Origin of the sequence: Pantoea sp. EABMAA-21 (assembly GCF_030053335.1) — a bacterium.
GTDB classification, from domain to species: domain Bacteria; phylum Pseudomonadota; class Gammaproteobacteria; order Enterobacterales; family Enterobacteriaceae; genus Pantoea; species Pantoea communis.
In genome coordinates this window covers 52,706-70,717 of record NZ_JASGBX010000022.1, presented here as the reverse complement: position 1 = coordinate 70,717, position 18,012 = coordinate 52,706, and the positions used below count along the sequence as shown (strand labels likewise).

The following is an 18,012-nucleotide window of genomic DNA, read 5'->3' as shown; positions in this document are numbered from 1 at the left end:
GTATATGCGTTTGTATATACAAATATATATGTTTTTGCATATACATTTATGACTTAGATGGTCAGACTTTTCGGTAAGGTATGTATATACATAAGCATATACATACCTGTCATAAAAAACATTCCTAAACTCGTAACAGTTAAATTTTTGTATATGCACTTGCATATACAAGTACGTCTATCACGTGTTTTCAATCAATAAGTTAGCAAGCTTCTGGAGAATTTTATCATCATCTAAATAACAGGCTGCGCGTAAAACTCTTGAACGGGTAATGTTTTTCTGAGGAAGTAATTCCTGCATTTTCTCAACTAGCATAGAAAGAGCATCATCATCCAAACCCGTAAGCCGCAGGTTCATCTGTCTGCCCGTTGTGATGTTGCGCTTCTCAGCAACTCGGGTAACCCCTTTGGTTATGCGATCACTTCTTGCCAATTTCGGCCCCCTTTATTTGCTCCAGGAGTTCTTGAGTGAAAGCTTTATAATCTCTGTAAGGACGCTCATTTCTAGCGAAGAACATTACAGGACGATGAACATCGGTCGCCTGTTTAAAAAGCTCGCTCTGACGTATTTCGGTCTTGGCTACAACATATCCGGCTTCTTCGATCAGTCCCTCAATGGATTTTTTCATCTTGGAGTGAGATTCGTTTACTTTTGTCTTTACAAGTGTATATACAAAAGGCTCATTTCTTCGCACTTCCTGAACCACCTGAAATAAATCTTTAATGCCTTTAACTGCACGCTTATCCATATCTACAGGGATGACAATTTTATCAGTGATAAGCAGGGCGTTTTCAATGCTCAAATCAATAGCAGGACGAAGGTCAATGAGGATGAAATCATAGGAATTTTTTACCTTGTTCAAACCCTCTTCAAGAATGCTTAGTCTATGGCGAAATCTTTCTGCACTTCGGGCTTCAACCGCAAGGGTTATATCGGCAGGTATGATATCTAGGTTAGCAATCGTGCCCTCACCGTCCATCGCTGAATAAATAAGCTTATTGATATCAAATTTAGGATCCGCAAACAGGTCCGTGATGGTGTAATCCTCATCACCACGTCCCAGATCATCACTAAGATTTCCCTGATGATCTAAATCAATCAGCAGAGTTTTATAGCCTGCCAAAGCTAATGAACAACCAACGGACATGCAGCTGGTTGTTTTGGCCACACCGCCTTTACTATTAGCGAAAGAGATAATGTAGGGCTTTTTCATAATCACCACCGTGTATATACAAAAGTATATGCATATTAACTTATAGATGATCGCTGTCAATGTATATACATAGGTATATGCAAAATAATGTTCATGTATATACTCATGTATATACACTAAGTTATGATTATATCAATATTTACAGCAAGTTAACCTTTAATTCCTTTCAATAAATTCACAGCATCATATCCCGGCATCTGGAACTGCACCCGGTGCCGGGCCGCCACGTCCAGCGCAAACACTCTTGTGTAAATCTCCGTCGACTTCGCGCTCTTGTGGCCGAGCAGGCTCTGCAGCGCCTTGAGCGGCGTGCCGGCGTAGAGCATGTGCATGGCGTAGCTGTGCCGGAAGGTGTGCAGGGTGACCGGCACTGAGAAACTGACCCCCTCTGACGCCGCCGCTTCAGTGGCCTCGTTCAGCCAGGTGCGCGCCGTGCGGTCGGTAATCTCCCACAGCCGCACCCGCTCCGTGCGCCCCGTCTTTTCGCTCCGGCGCTCAATGGGTATGCGCAGGGTGGCTATCATCATCTCCAGCTGCGTCACGTACTGCGCGTCGGACAGCGGTACCAGGCGGTGGGGCACGACGCCGGCGGCGCGGCGTCCGGCCCGGTGCTCCGCCTTGTCCTCCCGCTGCTTGAGCGTGGCCAGCTGCACGAACGGGTACTGCTGGCGCAGCAGGAAGTCCCCCCGCGTCAGCGCCAGCGCCTCGCTGATGCGCGCGCCGGTGTTCCACAGCGTGGTGAACAGCATTTTGCGGCGCAGGTCGAGCATGAAGTGGAGCAGGGCGCTGACCTCCGGCGCCAGCAGGTACTTTGGCAGGTCGTCAACCAGCGCGGCCATCTGGCGCAGCGCCAGCGCCGCGGGGTAGTCGATGGCCACAGGCAGCTGCTGCGCCGGAAACTGTCCCACAACCGGGAGGTTCATCGGAGACGTGATCATAGGCCGTCTCCGCAGCGCGGGTTATTCATTGTTTGTTTTCTCATTGCGTTCTTAATCTCAATTCGGGCCAGCTCCTGTCTCCGCAGAGTGGCCTCGACTGACCGTCGGTGTCTTTCATTCCGCCAGACTTTCCAGAGCACCCATTGTGCTGACCAGGGCATGGCGTCCAGTCTGGTGTCAGGAAAACCAGCCTCATTACGAAGACGGCGGGCAATGATCACTGCTTTGATGCCAAGCCGGGCATACTGATAATGGCGCTCTCTGGCGACTTCGAAATGATGAAAAGAGTTGTCCTTTCCGGGTGAAACGGCCACGGATCTGTCAGCTTCTTTCTGCAGGACAGCCAGCTCGCGGATGCTGTATATCAGCCGGTCGGGAAGGGCACGCCAGTCCCCCGTCACAGCGGCGTAATCGAGGACGGGGCGGGAGACCTGAGGGTTTTTATCGCCGGAGGTGTAATCAAATTCCTTAGTCACGCCGGCGCACCCCACCGCGAACTGCTCCAGCAGAAAGACCAGCTCGGTGCCGATAAAGTACCGCTCCCGATTCAGCTTTTCTTGTGACGCCCTCTTTTCACGGCGTGTTATGAAAATATGCGACAGCCATTGGCTGCTCAGTGCACCAACGATACCTGCTCCTGCGCTGATAACCGGCACCCAGACCGAAATCCCCTCAACCATAAACTTATACTCACCTGAAAGTGCTAAATCCCGTCCTCAATTACGGTTGTGCAGTGGTGCCAGATTTTGTAATCGCATCCACCGCTTCCCTGACCGAAAAGCTCAGCCTGTCCTTCGGTGAAAACTGCACCCAGTAGCACAGGCGTGACGTCCAGGCCTGTCCGTTCTTACGCTGTTCGTAATCCACGCTGAACGCGTAAATCACCCTGTTGCTCAGATCCCACTGCGTGACCTCACAATATCGCGTATAGAGCGCCTTAAGCTCTCCGAAAAGTTCGCCATTCTTTACCGGGCCTGAGGCTTTAAGCTCCTCACGCTGACCCATGAAATAGTCCACGGCGGCTTTTTTGGAAGCAAATGCCTTCTGACCAATTATTAACGGTACGGCACGTCCCATCCTGAACTCCTTTATGACCTGAAGGTTAGTAGTCACGGAAGTAAATATTACTTTGAGTTATTGATTGATTCATTCTGGAAGTTTTAACTTGAACGATAATACCTCACTTTATAATAAGCAGACATATAGACACTCTATTAAATTACCGCATCACCTTCTGCGCCGGATCCGCTTTTTTGCCAATATAGCACTTTCCCGGAAGCGTGGCGCGCCCGTCGCGGCGGGTCAGGCGCCGTTTTCCTGCCGGCGCTTCCCTGACGCATCCCGTATGTTGTGCTCTGAGCAGCTGATCGAGCCACTATATGTAGTATTTCGGGCGAAAAACCGCCGACGGAGAGGAATGATCCGGTTCTATCCTTTTTCGGATCTCAGGAAAGAAGAGCGAAACTTTAATGCAGTACACAGTGAATTAAACAGAAAAGTTTCATGTCAACTCAATATAAGCCTTGTGACTTACTTAATCCCTGCAGGCATAAAGTATGCCTGACGTTACATAAAAATCTTACAGGGCGTATTTACGCTTTATGGAGTGAAAACCAGCGCTAGATGTCGGCCATTTACACCCCCGGAGCGATATAGTGTCAGTCAGTCTTTGCCACAGGAACAGATAAAATCTGTTAGGAATACTCCTAACTTCAGCATTATGATGAACAGCTAAGCAACGCTTATCATTTCACACGCCGCCTGAAATATCGACAGTCTTACTGTTTGCCCGAAAAGACGGGCGCAAAGGAGAGTGCATGCCCCTGATGCTGCAGAATGAACATCCCGCGGACAGCGATCTGTTCAGAGGAGAAAGCCATAATAAAGTGGCACGGAAGATGACGGAGGTAATAAAAACATCCGACATCAATATTATTGGCTTGGAAGGAGAGTTGGGTTCAGGAAAGTCGACGATAATCCAGTTGATAAAGAAAGACCTCTCTGATGATTACACCTTTATTGAGTTTGACGCAGAGAGATATCATCACGGCAACACGAAAAAGGCGTTAATCGAGGTCATTCATCGCGGAATCCATGCGAGACAGGGCGTTGATAAAGAATCACTGAACACGCTGAAACATAAAGCACTGGGAAATATCGTCGAGTACGATAAAAAGGTCAGCAGCCGGCTGAGTTGGTGGACGGTCTCTTTTATATTATGTTGTTTGCTTGCCGTTCAGATGGTCCGGTATCTGCTTGTTGATATCAACAGTTATCTCGTGAGCGGAAAAACAACATCGTGGTGGGTGCTGGCAACAGAAATTACAGCCATTCTCTCACCCTGTGTTCTTTTGTTATCTCTGTGGGTAAAAAGCCGTACGAAAAATAAAGTGTCGCCAATCGTGGGAAACATAATCACCGTAGGCGATCTCTTCAAGCAAAACAGCGTTGACCGGATTTCAGAGACATGGCTGGTCAGCAAAGAGATTGGCACCATTGAATTAACTGACGCGCTGTCCGGCTTCACAGAAAGTCCGACAGTGCCGGCAGACGCCAGGTTTATCCTTATAATTGATAATCTTGACCGTATCAGCGCAGACAAGGTTAAAGAACTCTGGAGCGACATGGAGCTGATCGCGGGAACCACACACAGACAGTTTCGGATCATCGTGCCTTATTCTGCGCGGCACGTAGCGAAATCCCTGATGGTTGAGGGGTACAGCGGGCGGGAATTTATTGCAAAACGCATTCCCGTAACGTTTACCGTCCCACCGCTCATCACGGCTGGCTGGCAGGATGCCTTCAGGGAAATGTGGAAGCAGACCGTAGGCGAAGATAACGGGATCTGCTGCACAGAGTCCATACAGCTGCTGGAACGCTGGCGTCCTTCTGAATATCCCCGCATTACGCCGAGACTGCTCAAGAAGCTGGTCAACGACATTCACATTCTGGACATGACGGTTCCGGCCGGCGAACCGCTGCGGCACGTGCTGCTGGCGCTTTATATCCTTGTGGTGCGCTATTCTGATGAAGTACCTGTGACCCGCCTGCTTGAAATCCGGGAGCAGGACCAGAGCTCGCTTCCCGTCAGTCAGGAAGAGGACAGGATGTATGCAACCCAGGCGCAGCTCGGCAGGATATTCAGTCACGACACCCGGCGCTGGAGCGAATTTTTAATGAGCATCCACTTTCAGGCAGACAGTGAACTGGCCCGGACAGAGCTCTTTGATACTCCCCTTACTGATGCAGTTAAAAATCACGATGCGGAACCCCTCGAGAAACTGTCCGGCCTTTATGGATTCTCTCACGCATGGCAGCGCTGTGCCGGGCGGTTCACTATGCAGGACTGGATGGAAACCGTCATCAAACTGCCAGACGATGCATTAAGTAAAATCAGGGAGGAAATAACCGGTGCCGTGGCCAGACTGAACACATCGTATGCCTTGTCTGAGCGGGAAAACTTTCGTGAACCGTTCAGCAAGAGCCTCACATTTTTAAAAGAAAAGGGTTACGTAAGTACTGAAGACTTCATGATTCGTCAGAAAAATCATGTTATTACGGAGCTGAATACCCTACAAAAAAAACCGGAGAATGATGATGTGTATATTAAAAACCTTCTTCAGGAAACAAATTTCTATTCGGCACTCTTCGAAGAAAATCTTCTTGAAGAAATAGAAAATGATTTAAACGGCTATCTGTATTCCAGATTCCTGCTGGATGAAAAAGATAACCTGCCTCATCTCAGCATCAGTGCTCTTATACTGACTGAAGCTGAGCAGGAAAACATGCTCCGCCATTTGCTGGAGAGTGAATCGCACGATATCTTCCACCCCGATGTTATTCGTTTTTTCAAGCTTTCAACAAAGGCTGTTGAAAGTTTAATCCAAAACAAGGGGGACAACTTCCCTGAGAATATCACTGACAAGCTGACATCATTGCGCAGCTCAACACCCATTGAATACATTCATGACCTTCGGTATTTAATTTTCAACCCGGAATGGTATGAGACTTCAACCACAACCCCGCTGAAAAAACTGACCGTCATCAGTGAAGATTACCCGGAAGAATACGCGGCACATATGGTCGCCCACTTGGTGGCAACAAAAAGTTACTCTGAAATTCCTGAGTATGGGGAAGGTTATGAGGATGATGAAACTTACATAAAACATCTGTCTTTCTATTTCCGCTATATGAAGGATTTCAGTATAGTCATGGACTCTTTAAAAGACCCGGTTTCGTCCGCCTATGTCAGTAAGTCCCTGAAAGTAATTTTCAAAGAAAATCACCTTAACTACATCAACACAATCGACTACATCACTACTTATTATCCGGTAGTCAAGCGTGAAATTGAGGACGTGGATTATATGCGCCCGGTTATCGATCGTGACGTTAAAATGATAGGAAGAATTACGGAAGAAAACATGGGGAGCATAAGTACAGAATTCCTTGAAGACCTTTTTTCCGATAAGCGGCTGCTTAACCTGAAAGAAAAACTGTATACACTCAGTCAGGACATTTTCTCCAGTCAGGAGCAGCTTTACAGCGCCTTCAAAAGTACTGAAAACCGCAGAAGCATTATCCTCAGCCGGATGGCATCCGCAGGGAATCACGTACACATGACCACAGGTATCAGCCTTTTCGCAAACTGGTACCGCAGCCTCGGCGGCGTACAGCTGAAAAGCAGTAACAGCGTGCGGCTGATATGGTCCTTCCTGGAGGAAAAACAGCGCGCCGAAATACTCAAAGAGCTTCACGACATCCTGATGGAAGTGGATACATCAAAAGAAAAAAGGGTGAAAGTTATCCATGATTTTAAGGATGTTATTCAGTTTACCGAGCCAGAGGGAAATACCTCACGGCGGGCAATAGCAGCGCTGTTCAGCGAGTCTTTGGATGACGAAATTCTGCGCGCATGGCTGAATTCACAACACTTTAAATTCAGTGCCTGGCCGAAGGCGGAAGCTGTGACTGTAAGTCAGGTAATTAATGGTAACCAGGTGGCTTTCTCCGACGTGATAAGCCGTTCAGCGTTCATTAAAAAAAGACTTCCTGTTCTGACCGAGGAGCCCGATGAAATCTAATGCTAAAGGAAAGAAGAAATGAGACAGGAAACGACATTTCGCATCAGAGCCTTTCGTCAGGCACTTGAGCAGGTGGCTGCAGTACGTGGAGATGAATACCGAAACCTGCCCCGCTGGTGCGAGCTCAGTGGCTTTCCCCGCGGCAGCTGCGATCTGGCCAGTAACTTTCTGGCACGTTATCTGATGGAGTGGGATAAGGGGCTATATCCTTTTATTATCCACATGTGCGGGAACAATACATTCCGTGAGGAAGAAAACTCCACTGTACACAGTCATGTTATTGTCATTCTGGACGGAAATTACATCGACCTGACGCTGGATCAGTTTAAGGAATATGACTCCTATGTTCCGGCGGAGCCCATTGAGTCCGGCGGAGTAATCGGCTCATTGATCCATAAAATTCAGAAGCACGAGGGCGAAATATCCACCCGGCCTGTAAAAATCGGGGATGGACATACACTTTTCAGGCTGGTGAGTAAATCCGCTGACGAGTTGCTGGCCAAAGATCCTGAAATGCAGGCTCTGAATCGTGATATTGAAGCTTCTAGGAAAGCGTTTAGTCACCTCTTTCAGCTTTGAGCTGTGTGAGACTGACTAAATATTTTAAGGCCACCTAGGTGGCCTTTGTTTAAGTTAATCAGCAAATGGGCCTCAGGATAAACTCGCTAAATCGATAATTTATAACTTCGTTTGTGGTAAATGCGGGCCGTTCTCACAGCATTCATTCCTAATTTTCTGCTCTTCACGCATGTTGCTCCAATAGCATCTGGCTGTCCAACCAGCGATCAGGCAGTTCATCATTTTTGCCCGTGAAGCGCTCTCTTCGGGCACGATTGTCCGTCAAAGTATCCTGTCAAGAACGCTCATCTTCATCGATTTCCGATTCTGCCTTTTTCCGGATCTGCGGTGAGAGGAAGAAAATATTTACCGGCAATGGTGTACACCTTCGTTATAAAGACGTACATTTACGTACATCGCCGTACATTAATGTATTATGTACGGTTAATGAAAAACCAAGCGAGGCCATTGTGGATATAAAAGATCAGAGACTCGAAACGCGTATTACCCAGCAGGAAGTGAGTGACCTGGACGACATCATTGCCTCCGTCGACACGCCTTATAAACCAACCCGTTCCGATCTGGTGCGCTCATTTATCGCTCAGGGAATCGCACGCCATTACGGCCGCAGTGAACAGAAGCGGGTGAAGGAAAGCATGCCGCTCGGTCAGAGGCTGGGACTCTATTTCCAGATACAGCAGACTTACCTGTATCAGAATCCGGGAAACACACCGAACGTACTGGACAACGGCTCTTATAACCCACGAAGTACCATCACCGAGTCCGCGCTGGTACGTCAGGTCTACCTGCAGCGTATGCACTGGTTTTTTTCGCTGGACCGTGCAGGCCTCACGTCGGTTCATCGCAGCCTTCAGTCTCATGACGTGATTTCTCTCATGGAAGCAGAACCCTGCGGGGATGTCTGCAGCGATCTCGCCCGGGTGGTGGAGATCAGGGATCTGTTCAGCAAAATCACCCGTGTGCTTGATAAGGCCCGCGGGGAGAGTAACTACGATGATGTGAAGAAGCAGCTCGCAATCGTTGATTATCAGCAGGAGCGTAAAGGCTTTACGCTCCAGTTCAGTGGTTTTCCGGAAAGCCAGCCAAGGCTGACGCAGATGGCGGCTCTGCTGCAGTGGATCGATGAGGGTGACGGCTCCAGGCCCATCTGGGAAAAACACGGCGTGAGTAAATGGGATCTGAATGCCCAGTACGACGCCATGCTGGAAGTGTATCAGGACATCACCCGTGACAGGCGCGGGCTCGATATGAACAGCCTTATCACCATGCTGGAAGACCGCCGTCTGGATTTTCACGCGGCCTGATGCGCACCACACCGCTGTACGGGCGGGAACAGACAGCAGGCAGTGAAAACGCAAAAGGATGAGTAAAAATGTTTTATGTGGCAGAAGCGCTGATCGTTATCCTGGTGATCGTCATTTTTCTGCAGAACCGTCAGAAAAAGGTGTCGTTTCAGGCCTGTCTGCCGGTCATTGCAATACTGGCCGCGCTGCTCATCCTGCACCTGAACCACGCGGCGCTGCAGGGTGAGTACGATCGCGCGCGGGATGTCACCTTTTCTGATGCGGACCATCAGCTGACCGTCGGGGTTTACTGCACCGGTGACCGCGTCATGTACCGGGAAAAAGACTCCGTCCGGCGCGCTGACTATCCTCTGCAGGATTTCAATGAAAACGCCTGGAAAGGGACGCTCACGACCAGAATGCACTGCGATAACGGCGTTTTCCTTGATGAGAACGGAAAAGCCATCGGACGAAACCGGGTACTGAAAATCGTGACCGAAAACGTCCTGACCGGCTTCCTGCCTTTTACGGCCAGTACATCCGGTGAATCCGTAAACCACTGACCGTGCGGAAGTTGTTTAACGTTGTTCTGCCAGCAGCCGAACTGGCCGCTGCGCTGAAAAGGAATGTAACGCATGAAAAAAACGACACCGGTGCCTCACGACGCGGCCTTCAAGGCCTTCCTGACGCATCCCGACACCGCCCGTGACTTCATTGAGCTGCATCTGCCGGCAGAGCTGCGCGCCGTCTGTGACCTCAGCACCCTGAAGCTGGAATCCGGCAGCTTTGTGGAGGAAAACCTGCGCGCCTACTACAGCGACGTGCTCTACAGCCTGAAGACCGCCGCCGGCGACGGCTACATTCACGTGCTGATCGAGCACCAGTCAACGCCTGACCGGCACATGGCGTTTCGCCTGATGCGCTACGCCGTGGCCGCCATGCAGCGCCACCTCGACGCCGGGCATAAAAAGCTGCCGCTGGTCATCCCGGTGCTGTTTTACACAGGGAAGCGCAGCCCATATCCGTACTCCACCGACTGGCTGCAGGAGTTCGATGACCCGGCGCTGGCCGGCCGCCTTTACGGAGCGCCGTTCCCGCTGGTCGACGTCACGGTCATTCCGGACGAAGAGATCATGAATCACCGCAGCATGGCCGCGCTGACCCTGCTGCAGAAGCACATCCACCGGCGCGACCTGGCTGACCTGCTGGACCGGCTGGCCGCCACCCTGATGGCCGGCCACCTCACGGGACAGCAGCTGGTTTCGCTGATAAACTACCTCGTACAGGCGGGCGAAACCGACGACGCCGAAGCCTTCGTACGCAACCTGGCGCAGAGAGTGCCGCAGCATGAGGACGAACTGATGACGATTGCACAGCAACTGGAACAGAAAGGTATCGAGAAAGGGCGTCAGGAAGGCATCGAAACCGGACGCCTGGAAGGTCTGCAGATCGGAGAGCAGAAAGGGAAGCTTGAAGTGGCCCGTAACCTGCTGCGCTCCGGCATGCCCCTGCAGTCGGTTAAGGAGCTGACCGGACTGTCGGATGAAGACCTTTCCTCCCTCCGTCACTGACAGAGCACGCAGGTGGAGCATAAGGGCGAAATGATGACGATTGCACAGCAGCTGGAGCAGAAGGGACTGGAGAAAGGGCGACAGGAAGGACGTCAGGAAGGCAAAATGGAGGTCGCCCGCAACCTGCTGCAGAAAGGCATTCCGCTGGAATCAGTGAGAGAGCTGACCGGACTGTCGGATGAAGACCTCGCAAAAATTCGCCACTGACTGAAAAACAGGATAACGAAACCATGGCTAATGAGCTGACGGGATTGCTGGACGGCGGCGCGCAACTGCTGTCGTCCTGGCTGCCGGCTGGATTACGCACGGCGCTGGATGAGGGCGCTCATCTGATGACCTCGTGGTTTGAAACCAGCCAGCTGACGGGGCTGACCGGCATGATCGTGATAGCGGGGCTCTATATTACCGGGCTCGCAATGACCGGCATTATGCTGGGCTCGTTTTCTTCATCACATCGGAAGTAAAAGAGCCCCAGCCGGGGCTCGTGTCTGAATTGACCCGGACGTTAACCTCCTTCATTCCCCCTTTGGTTCTTTCTGATAAACCGGATCGGTCCCGCGCGGGTACTGCAGGGCCAGATTGCGGTAATACTGCAGCCGTTCCCTGAAGTATTCGCGCAGTTCCTCCGGCTGCTGCCTTTCAGCCTCAGACGGGATAACGGGCAGATTGAGGCGCTCTCTGTACGCCACGCCTGAGGCGGCAAGATCCACGTTAACCTTCGCCCGTTCTTCCGGGCTGCGTGCGGCTAAATTATGTGACATGTGAAATCCTCCTGACGTCAGTATACCCCGCTATCCTTACAGCTGGAGGTGACTATGTGCGGACGATTTGCGCAGTACAGCAGCCGTGATGAGTATTTTGACGCGCTCGGCCAGAAACCGGATGAAATCACGTTCGACCCTGAGCCCATCGGGCGGTATAACGTAGCACCCGGCACGAAGGTGCTGCTGCTGAATGACCGGGAGGATCAGCTGCATCTCGACCCGGTTTTCTGGGGGTACGGACCCGAATGGTGGGATAAGCAGCCGCTGATTAACGCACGTGGAGAAACGGCGGCCAGCGGGCGGATGTTTAAGCCTCTGTGGCACCACGGACGTGCCGTCGTGCCCGCAAATGGCTGGTTTGAATGGCAGAAACAGGAAAAAGGCAAACAGCCCTTTTTTATCCACCACCGGGACGATCGCCCGCTCTTTTTTGCCGCGATCGGTAAACCGCCTTACGGAGAGGATCACGGCAAAGAAGGGTTTGTCATTGTGACGGCGGCGAGCAGTCAGGGCATGGTCGAGATTCACGACCGGCGCCCGCTCGTGCTTTCCCCTGACGCCGTCCGTGAGTGGCTGAGCCCGGAGACGTCGCCCTCGCGGGCAGAAGAAATTGCCCATGACGCCGCCCTGCCGGAAAAGGCGTTTGCGTGGCATCCGGTCAGCAGAAAGGTGGGCAACATTCATAATCAGGGCAGGGAGCTGGTTGTGCCCGTCCCGGAAGGTGATGGCTGACGCGTCTGGCCTAGCGGGGGGCTTCTTCTGCTTCCTCATCCGGTTCGCCGCGCAGCTGTTCAATCGCGAAAATCAGTGAAGAGGGGCATAAGTCCTTTTTCTCAATGCAGGCGCCCAGCAGACGGATCAGCTCGGTGGCCAGCCGTTCCCGGGTTATTTCGCCGTCCTCGCTGGCGAGCTGCATGCAGCACATGCCGGCCGCAAAGCAGGCGTTGTGATAAATTTCTTTGTCGGTTTCATCTTCACTAAATATCATAAGGACTCCTGCTGACGTCGTATCTGATAATGAATGCGTATTTTCAGTGAAACGGGGGCTCAGGAAGGGGTTTCCGCGGCCTGAGAAGATTCAGTCTCAGAATAACACCGCCGCAGGCGGTGTGAGTACATTTTTTGCACAATGTACAGCTGTCGCAGGACCGGGATAAAGCTCCGCACCTGACCGGTCATCCGGGGCAGCAGATGGCCCCGGCATTCATCAGGCTATTCAGTCTCGTAAAATTTGGGCTCTCTGAGCGCTTCGCTGACTTCATCCAGCAGCTGCCTCAGGGCCATTTTTCCGGGAAGTTTCCCCATGGTTTTCCCGTCACAGGACGTGCGGGCGGCCCTGGCAGCGAAGTCCATGAAGCGCCTGTCCTCCCACAGCTGACCAATCATCATCATATTAAAGCCAATCTGCAGGCTGGCGCTGACGTCGTACTCGTCGCCGGGGCTGAAGATACTTTCCAGCTCCGCCCGCGCGTCCTCGTTCATCCGGCTGAAATCCTGATCGCGGTACCACACCACGCACTGTTTTATTCCGACACCCATCAGCTGTGCAAACTCTGCTTCTTCGTTCTCGGTCATACATCCTCAGAGGAACTCATCAAAAATCCGCAGGCAGCAGTGCATGCTGGCCACGATCACAAATAAGCATTGTAGTGCAGCCGGTCCTGGCTGGATATCTGATCTGATACCGATGCTGTTTAGTAATAAAACGCGCGGGTTTGGCGACAGTTCCTGCGGAGTTGAAAATTTTATACTCTGAAATAAATAAAAACGCCGAAGCAGTACGCTACCACGTCTTTCTGGAGCAATCCTTTAGGGGGCCTGGTTTGATAAAAATGGAAGGGATGGCGGCATCAAGCGAATTGATATATCCCGAGACAGGCAGATGCTCCGGCGCATTGATGCATTAACCAAGAGCGTGTGCGGCGACCGATCTGCATCGACGTTTTTAAGTCAGCAAACCCGTTCCGGCATTTATTGTCCGGAGAAGGTTCCCCCTTACTCTGAATCCCCTGTTTGTAAAATGACAACCGAGTCATCCGTGAATAATTTTTTCCATCTTATTATTCAGGTGAATATAAAGGCATTCGGTAGAAATTGAAAATAAATGTCTTTAATAGACCGTCACGACATCAGACCCAACCCTGAACGATAAACACTCGTAACCTGATAGAATCACAAAATTGATTTGTGACAGGATCGTTGCAGCAATCTGATGAAACTACATTCAGATGTACACATTTACGTTTTTCTTGCGTTATGAAACATAAAAAAACCTGATATCTTGATCCAGGCATCATTTTTTATAAAACCTGTTCAGATTATTGCTTTTTAAATAAAGTTAAAACTCCTGCAAATGGCTTACTGAACCATCATCTAACATCACTAAAAAACATAAAACAGATTATTAAACCAAGAAGAACAAATAAATTAGTATTTCGGTGCATTCTTGTATCTGCATGAACAATATGCGAGTCTGGTTCTCCATTAAAATGAAACAACGGTTCGCCTATCAAACCATGCAGAGGCAGTATGGAACATCTCGTTGCGAGTGTGGATATCGCGCTCAGGCTGATGAATATCATTGCTGAAAAAGGCGCAATGGGTCTTACAGAATTATCCAGAGTGAGCGGCATCAATAAATCCCGCGTCTACAGGCTTATGTGTACGCTGGAAGACAGGCATTACATCGTTAAGTCCGGAGAACCGGTTGTTTACAGGCTGGGTTATCAGGCTCTTGTGGTAGGGCGAAGCGCAAAAGAGCAGAACACTCTCGTCAGGCTCGCAGGTCCGATCCTCGACCATTTGCAGTCAATGCATGATGAAAATCTTCAGATCCGGGTCCGTGAGCATGATGAAATGGTACAAATTATGTCAAGGGCTTCAATGCAACCATTACAGGTAAGAAGCCGTGCAGGAAATCGCAGAAGGCTTGGCGAGGGCGCTTCCGGCGAAGTGCTTCTGGCATTTGCTCCACAGGCGGTGCAGGAAATCTTTATCAGAGAAAATGAAAACGGCATCGGATTTACGGATTATCTGAATAACATTCGTGAGAAAAATATTGCCATCACCAAAGGTGCTATAACGCCGGGGATATGGGCGTTTGCCGTCCCGGTTTTTGATGAAAATATGATGTGTGTTGCGTCTATGAGCCTTAGTGCGCCTGCTGAGCGAGCGATGAATAAAGAGAGGCAGTTCATAAAGTCTCTTGTGACCTGTTCATGCGAGCTCTCTGCTGAATTAGCCTGTCCGAAAGAGCACCTGGAGAGGGCGTATACGGCCCTCAATCTGGAGAGCGAAAATGACTGCTGAAATAAAAAATGCATTACAGGAAAAAAAGAATACTAATCCTTCTCTTGTTTTACTTGTTGTCTTGATTCTGGCGGTAGTACTGACGTGGATAATTGATTCCGGGGAATATCAAAGAAGTGATAAAAAAATCATTGCCGGCACATATCACGTTATTAATAAAAACCGCACGCCTGAAAATATTCTTGGTTTGTCTTCGGGAGAGCCCGATACACAATCAGCTTCGCCGGCTGGAATAATTCAGGCGCTTCGATCCATACCGGAAGGAATAATTAAACAATCCGGTTTAATCATCATGGTTCTGTTTATTGGAGGGATGTTCGGCATTCTTAACCAGACCGGAGCCATAATGAAAGGGCTTGAAAAAGTACTTTATATTACCAAAGGCAGAATTATTGTTCTTGTGCCTGCGCTCATGCTCTGCTTTTCGGCAGGGTCTACCTTCCTGGGATTAGCAAAGGAATACTTGCTGCTGGTACCCCTTGTTGTCGGGCTTTTAGCCCGGATAGGTTTACCTGCCATCTATGGCCTCGGGATAGTCGCCATCTCTGTAAAGCTTGGATACATGTCTTCAGTTACCAATCCCTACGCGCTGACCATCGCACAGCCGCTGGCAGGCGTGCCACTGTTTAGCGGTATGCCTCTGAGAATTGGCGGTTATATCATTTTTCTTATAACTGGCGTTCTGTTTATGATTATGGCGATACGCAGACACGGCTGTCTGCCATATCAGCGGGAAACAGGGGGCGAAACGACCCTGACCGGCAGACAGCGTATGCTTCTTTTGCTGCTGATATCAGGTGTAGCTGCAATGGTTTTTGGCGCGCAAAAATGGCACTGGAAAAACAATGATATTGCTGCCTGGTATCTTTTCATGAGCATTGTAATATCCGCATTCTCCGGCATGAGCGCTAACGCATGCGCTGATGCTTTTGTTGAAGGAATGAAGAAGACGCTTATTGCAGCTTTACTTATTGGACTCGCAACCGCCGTTGAAATTGTCCTCACTAAAGCTCAGGTTCTGGATACGATTATTTTTAATCTGTCTAATCTGGTGAGTAATCACGGCCCGCTGGTATCCGCATACAGTATGTTTACAACTCAGCTAATACTGGATTTTGCTATACCTTCTACCTCCGGTCAGGCGGCTGTGACCATGCCTGTCATGGCACCGCTGGGTCAGTTATCAGGAGTATCAGCCCAGAGCACCGTGCTTGCTTTTTTGCTGGGGCACGGCCTGACAAATTTAATAACACCCACATCAAGCGGACTGTTAGTGCTTCTGGCCGCGGCACAGGTAGGCTGGGCTCAGTGGGCGAAATTCATTCTTCCTCTTTTCTTTATATATGCCCTTATGGCAATCGGCATGCTCAGCTTTGCAATTTACACGGGATACTGACCGGAGAATATAATGATTACTGACGACCGTCATATGATGAACGTAATGATACCCATGCGCGATGGGATAAAATTATCAACGGATATTTATCTTCCTTCCGGCACAGGCTGCTGGCCGGTTATTATAGAGCGTACACCTTACGGAAAAAATAAATACTCACGTTCAGAATCCACTTCTGATGGAGCGAAAATCTCCAGGACGGAGATGGCGCGGTCTTTCACGGACAGAGGGTATGTTCTGGTTATTCAGGATTGCCGGGGACGATATGAATCTGAGGGTACTTTCATTAAGTATACCGGTGAAGGGGAGGACGGGTTCGACACACTTTCATGGCTGGCCAGCCAGCCGTGGTGCAACGGAAAGATAGGCAGCATGGGACTGTCCTACGCCGCGCATACTCAGCTGGCAATGGCCTGCCTTAAGCCTCCTGCACTGTGCGCTATGGTTCTTGATTCCGGCGGTTTCAGTAACGCGTGGGAATGTGGAATACGCCAGGGAGGTGCATTTGAAATGAAACAGGTCACCTGGGCATACAGACAGGCGAAGGAAAGCCCCCGCGCCAAAGGGGACCAGCGGATCCGCGATGCACTTGACAATGAAAATATTACAGACTGGTTCAGACGATTTCCCTGGTTTCCGGGGCATTCACCTCTTCGGCATGTGCCGGAATATGAGAGCTACCTGTTTGAACAATGGAATAACTGCGATTTTGATGAATACTGGAAGCGCAACGGTATCTGGGCACAGGGCTGTTATGACGATCTGCCGGATATTCCGGTTTTATTTATGTCGAGCTGGTATGACAATTATGTCAGTTCTACGCTAAACAATTTCCGGGCCTTCGGTAAAGGTAGCCACAGGCACAGGCTGATTATGGGGCCGTGGTTACATGGCGACAGAAACCAAAGCTTCAGCGGTGATGTGGATTTCGGAGAACAGGCCTGCTTCGACGGAAATATTGAAACCACCTGGCTTGAATGCAGACTCAAATGGTTTGATAAAACCATCCGGCATTCCGAAAACGACAAAATAATCCCGGATGTTTCTGTGTTTTGTATGGGCGGCGGGACCGGAAAAAAAAATCATCAGGGCCGACTCGACCATGGAGGAAAATGGCTTCACAGTGATAAATGGCCCCTGCAGGGCACAACTCAGAAAACATTCTGGCTTGATGCGGGAGGAAAACTTGCCTCAGAAAAACCCGCCGCGCAGAACTGCATAAATTACCTCTCCGACCCCCGCAATCCAGTGCCCACTATAGGTGGATCGCTGACCTCAGGATTACCCGTGTTCAGGGGAGGGGCATTTGATCAGAGAGAATATCCGGAATTTTTTGGCACCCGGGGAGATGGCTTACCCCTCAGCGCCCGCGCAGACGTGCTGGCTTTTCAGACAGCCGTACTTGAGCAGGATCTTCTCGTTGCGGGAGAAATCGCCGTTACGCTATGGGTAAGCAGTGATGCGCCTGATACCGATTTTACCGCCAAGCTTATTGACGTCTATCCTCCGAATGAAGATTATCCTCAGGGATATGCAATGAATATTACTGACGGCATAATCAGATGTAGATACAGAAACGGTGGAGAGCCAGCCGGGGACATTACCGGCGACAGGCAGATTGAGTTGGTTATCACACCTTTTGCGACATGCAACCTGTTCAGGGCTGGACATCGTCTCCGACTCGATATCGCGAGCAGTAACTTCCCCCACTTCGATTGCAATCCAAATACGGGCGTTAAACCCTGCGATGGACGAGTAACCCGGATTGCCCGCAACACCGTCTGGTTCGGAAATCATACCCCCTCACATCTATCCTTGTTAGTGCTGGAAGCCACCTGAGAGCGTTTTAAATAGTTACTGATTTGTTCAGGAGAATGA

19 protein-coding genes are annotated in these 18,012 nt (G+C 50.2%); 11 read left to right on the top strand and 8 right to left on the bottom strand.

From position 1 onward, the window contains the following. Nucleotides 1-180: 180 nt before the first annotated feature. The 5 genes from QMZ65_RS23310 to QMZ65_RS23290 all read right to left on the bottom strand — a co-directional run bounded on the left by QMZ65_RS23310 (nucleotide 181) and on the right by QMZ65_RS23290 (nucleotide 3,228). Nucleotides 181-432 carry a hypothetical protein gene (locus QMZ65_RS23310; RefSeq protein WP_283216835.1) on the bottom strand — a complete coding sequence of 84 codons (252 nt, stop codon included), beginning with the start codon at nucleotides 430-432 and terminating at the stop codon, nucleotides 181-183. Then, the gene (locus tag QMZ65_RS23305; protein ID WP_283216834.1) at nucleotides 419-1,213 is read right to left on the bottom strand and encodes a ParA family protein; all 795 of its coding nucleotides are present in this window, start codon (nucleotides 1,211-1,213) and stop codon (nucleotides 419-421) included. Before QMZ65_RS23305 ends, QMZ65_RS23310 begins: the two co-directional genes overlap by 14 nt. Nucleotides 1,214-1,362: 149 nt before the next feature. Further along, nucleotides 1,363-2,151 (bottom strand): site-specific integrase, encoded by a 789-nt coding sequence (locus QMZ65_RS23300; protein WP_283216833.1) that lies wholly within the window; start codon nucleotides 2,149-2,151, stop codon nucleotides 1,363-1,365. After that, nucleotides 2,148-2,831, bottom strand: a complete 684-nt coding sequence (locus QMZ65_RS23295; protein ID WP_283216832.1) for a hypothetical protein — start codon at nucleotides 2,829-2,831, stop codon at nucleotides 2,148-2,150. Before QMZ65_RS23295 ends, QMZ65_RS23300 begins: the two co-directional genes overlap by 4 nt. A 40-nt stretch (nucleotides 2,832-2,871) precedes the next feature. Beyond that, nucleotides 2,872-3,228 (bottom strand): hypothetical protein, encoded by a 357-nt coding sequence (locus QMZ65_RS23290; RefSeq protein WP_283216831.1) that lies wholly within the window; start codon nucleotides 3,226-3,228, stop codon nucleotides 2,872-2,874. A gap of 740 nt (nucleotides 3,229-3,968) precedes the next feature. Between QMZ65_RS23290 and QMZ65_RS23285 the strand changes: the two genes are divergently transcribed. The 7 genes from QMZ65_RS23285 (at nucleotide 3,969) to QMZ65_RS23255 (ending at nucleotide 11,129) form a co-directional block, all read left to right on the top strand. Further along, nucleotides 3,969-7,232, top strand: a complete 3,264-nt coding sequence (locus QMZ65_RS23285) for a P-loop NTPase fold protein (RefSeq protein WP_283216830.1) — start codon at nucleotides 3,969-3,971, stop codon at nucleotides 7,230-7,232. A gap of 18 nt (nucleotides 7,233-7,250) precedes the next feature. Then, nucleotides 7,251-7,811, top strand: a complete 561-nt coding sequence (locus tag QMZ65_RS23280; protein ID WP_283216829.1) for a hypothetical protein — start codon at nucleotides 7,251-7,253, stop codon at nucleotides 7,809-7,811. Nucleotides 7,812-8,260: 449 nt separating this feature from the next. Beyond that, the gene (locus QMZ65_RS23275; protein ID WP_283216828.1) at nucleotides 8,261-9,115 is read left to right on the top strand and encodes a hypothetical protein; all 855 of its coding nucleotides are present in this window, start codon (nucleotides 8,261-8,263) and stop codon (nucleotides 9,113-9,115) included. Nucleotides 9,116-9,183: 68 nt separating this feature from the next. Further along, nucleotides 9,184-9,657 (top strand): hypothetical protein, encoded by a 474-nt coding sequence (locus QMZ65_RS23270; RefSeq protein ID WP_283216827.1) that lies wholly within the window; start codon nucleotides 9,184-9,186, stop codon nucleotides 9,655-9,657. Between the two features lie 72 nt (nucleotides 9,658-9,729). Beyond that, nucleotides 9,730-10,665, top strand: coding sequence for an Rpn family recombination-promoting nuclease/putative transposase (locus tag QMZ65_RS23265; protein ID WP_283216826.1), 936 nt, complete (start codon nucleotides 9,730-9,732; stop codon nucleotides 10,663-10,665). Between the two features lie 12 nt (nucleotides 10,666-10,677). Then, the gene (locus QMZ65_RS23260) at nucleotides 10,678-10,872 is read left to right on the top strand and encodes an Rpn family recombination-promoting nuclease/putative transposase (RefSeq protein ID WP_502921542.1); all 195 of its coding nucleotides are present in this window, start codon (nucleotides 10,678-10,680) and stop codon (nucleotides 10,870-10,872) included. 23 nt (nucleotides 10,873-10,895) lie between these two features. After that, the gene (locus QMZ65_RS23255; RefSeq protein WP_283216825.1) at nucleotides 10,896-11,129 is read left to right on the top strand and encodes a hypothetical protein; all 234 of its coding nucleotides are present in this window, start codon (nucleotides 10,896-10,898) and stop codon (nucleotides 11,127-11,129) included. Nucleotides 11,130-11,180: 51 nt separating this feature from the next. On the opposite strand, the gene QMZ65_RS23250 is transcribed toward QMZ65_RS23255, so the two are convergent. Next, entirely contained in the window at nucleotides 11,181-11,426 is a 246-nt protein-coding gene (locus tag QMZ65_RS23250) for a DNA polymerase III subunit theta (protein ID WP_283216824.1), read from the bottom strand. Nucleotides 11,427-11,480: 54 nt separating this feature from the next. On the opposite strand from QMZ65_RS23250, the gene QMZ65_RS23245 reads away from it, so the two are divergent. Further along, on the top strand, nucleotides 11,481-12,161 hold the full coding sequence (locus tag QMZ65_RS23245; RefSeq protein ID WP_283216823.1) for an SOS response-associated peptidase family protein: 681 nt from the start codon (nucleotides 11,481-11,483) through the stop codon (nucleotides 12,159-12,161). Nucleotides 12,162-12,171: 10 nt separating this feature from the next. On the opposite strand, the gene QMZ65_RS23240 is transcribed toward QMZ65_RS23245, so the two are convergent. Together QMZ65_RS23240 and QMZ65_RS23235 are read right to left on the bottom strand one after the other, a co-directional pair. Beyond that, nucleotides 12,172-12,417 carry a DUF2767 domain-containing protein gene (locus QMZ65_RS23240; RefSeq protein WP_283216822.1) on the bottom strand — a complete coding sequence of 82 codons (246 nt, stop codon included), beginning with the start codon at nucleotides 12,415-12,417 and terminating at the stop codon, nucleotides 12,172-12,174. Between the two features lie 224 nt (nucleotides 12,418-12,641). Further along, nucleotides 12,642-13,004 carry a hypothetical protein gene (locus QMZ65_RS23235; RefSeq protein WP_283216821.1) on the bottom strand — a complete coding sequence of 121 codons (363 nt, stop codon included), beginning with the start codon at nucleotides 13,002-13,004 and terminating at the stop codon, nucleotides 12,642-12,644. A gap of 954 nt (nucleotides 13,005-13,958) precedes the next feature. Between QMZ65_RS23235 and QMZ65_RS23230 the strand changes: the two genes are divergently transcribed. The 3 genes from QMZ65_RS23230 to QMZ65_RS23220 are packed head-to-tail and all read left to right on the top strand — an operon-like array spanning nucleotide 13,959 to nucleotide 17,973. Then, nucleotides 13,959-14,738 (top strand): IclR family transcriptional regulator, encoded by a 780-nt coding sequence (locus QMZ65_RS23230; RefSeq protein WP_283216820.1) that lies wholly within the window; start codon nucleotides 13,959-13,961, stop codon nucleotides 14,736-14,738. After that, nucleotides 14,728-16,134 carry a YfcC family protein gene (locus QMZ65_RS23225; protein WP_283216819.1) on the top strand — a complete coding sequence of 469 codons (1,407 nt, stop codon included), beginning with the start codon at nucleotides 14,728-14,730 and terminating at the stop codon, nucleotides 16,132-16,134. The genes QMZ65_RS23230 and QMZ65_RS23225 overlap by 11 nt, the downstream gene beginning before the upstream one ends. A 12-nt stretch (nucleotides 16,135-16,146) precedes the next feature. Continuing rightward, on the top strand, nucleotides 16,147-17,973 hold the full coding sequence (locus QMZ65_RS23220) for a CocE/NonD family hydrolase (RefSeq protein WP_283216818.1): 1,827 nt from the start codon (nucleotides 16,147-16,149) through the stop codon (nucleotides 17,971-17,973). The last annotated feature ends 39 nt before the right edge of the window (nucleotides 17,974-18,012 follow it).

Excerpts from the sequence above, each read along its gene's own strand:
- QMZ65_RS23265 (WP_283216826.1), top strand. The coding sequence starts at position 9,730 with ATGAAAAAAACGACACCGGTGCCTCACGACGCGGCCTTCAAGGCCTTC.
- QMZ65_RS23225 (WP_283216819.1), top strand. The coding sequence starts at position 14,728 with ATGACTGCTGAAATAAAAAATGCATTACAGGAAAAAAAGAATACTAAT.
- QMZ65_RS23290 (WP_283216831.1), bottom strand. The coding sequence starts at position 3,228 with ATGGGACGTGCCGTACCGTTAATAATTGGTCAGAAGGCATTTGCTTCC.
- QMZ65_RS23235 (WP_283216821.1), bottom strand. The coding sequence starts at position 13,004 with ATGACCGAGAACGAAGAAGCAGAGTTTGCACAGCTGATGGGTGTCGGA.
- QMZ65_RS23295 (WP_283216832.1), bottom strand. The coding sequence starts at position 2,831 with ATGGTTGAGGGGATTTCGGTCTGGGTGCCGGTTATCAGCGCAGGAGCA.
- QMZ65_RS23220 (WP_283216818.1), top strand. The coding sequence starts at position 16,147 with ATGATTACTGACGACCGTCATATGATGAACGTAATGATACCCATGCGC.
- QMZ65_RS23250 (WP_283216824.1), bottom strand. The coding sequence starts at position 11,426 with ATGTCACATAATTTAGCCGCACGCAGCCCGGAAGAACGGGCGAAGGTT.
- QMZ65_RS23230 (WP_283216820.1), top strand. The coding sequence starts at position 13,959 with ATGGAACATCTCGTTGCGAGTGTGGATATCGCGCTCAGGCTGATGAAT.
- QMZ65_RS23270 (WP_283216827.1), top strand. The coding sequence starts at position 9,184 with ATGTTTTATGTGGCAGAAGCGCTGATCGTTATCCTGGTGATCGTCATT.
- QMZ65_RS23305 (WP_283216834.1), bottom strand. The coding sequence starts at position 1,213 with ATGAAAAAGCCCTACATTATCTCTTTCGCTAATAGTAAAGGCGGTGTG.
- QMZ65_RS23240 (WP_283216822.1), bottom strand. The coding sequence starts at position 12,417 with ATGATATTTAGTGAAGATGAAACCGACAAAGAAATTTATCACAACGCC.
- QMZ65_RS23280 (WP_283216829.1), top strand. The coding sequence starts at position 7,251 with ATGAGACAGGAAACGACATTTCGCATCAGAGCCTTTCGTCAGGCACTT.
- QMZ65_RS23300 (WP_283216833.1), bottom strand. The coding sequence starts at position 2,151 with ATGATCACGTCTCCGATGAACCTCCCGGTTGTGGGACAGTTTCCGGCG.
- QMZ65_RS23255 (WP_283216825.1), top strand. The coding sequence starts at position 10,896 with ATGGCTAATGAGCTGACGGGATTGCTGGACGGCGGCGCGCAACTGCTG.
- QMZ65_RS23285 (WP_283216830.1), top strand. The coding sequence starts at position 3,969 with ATGCCCCTGATGCTGCAGAATGAACATCCCGCGGACAGCGATCTGTTC.
- QMZ65_RS23245 (WP_283216823.1), top strand. The coding sequence starts at position 11,481 with ATGTGCGGACGATTTGCGCAGTACAGCAGCCGTGATGAGTATTTTGAC.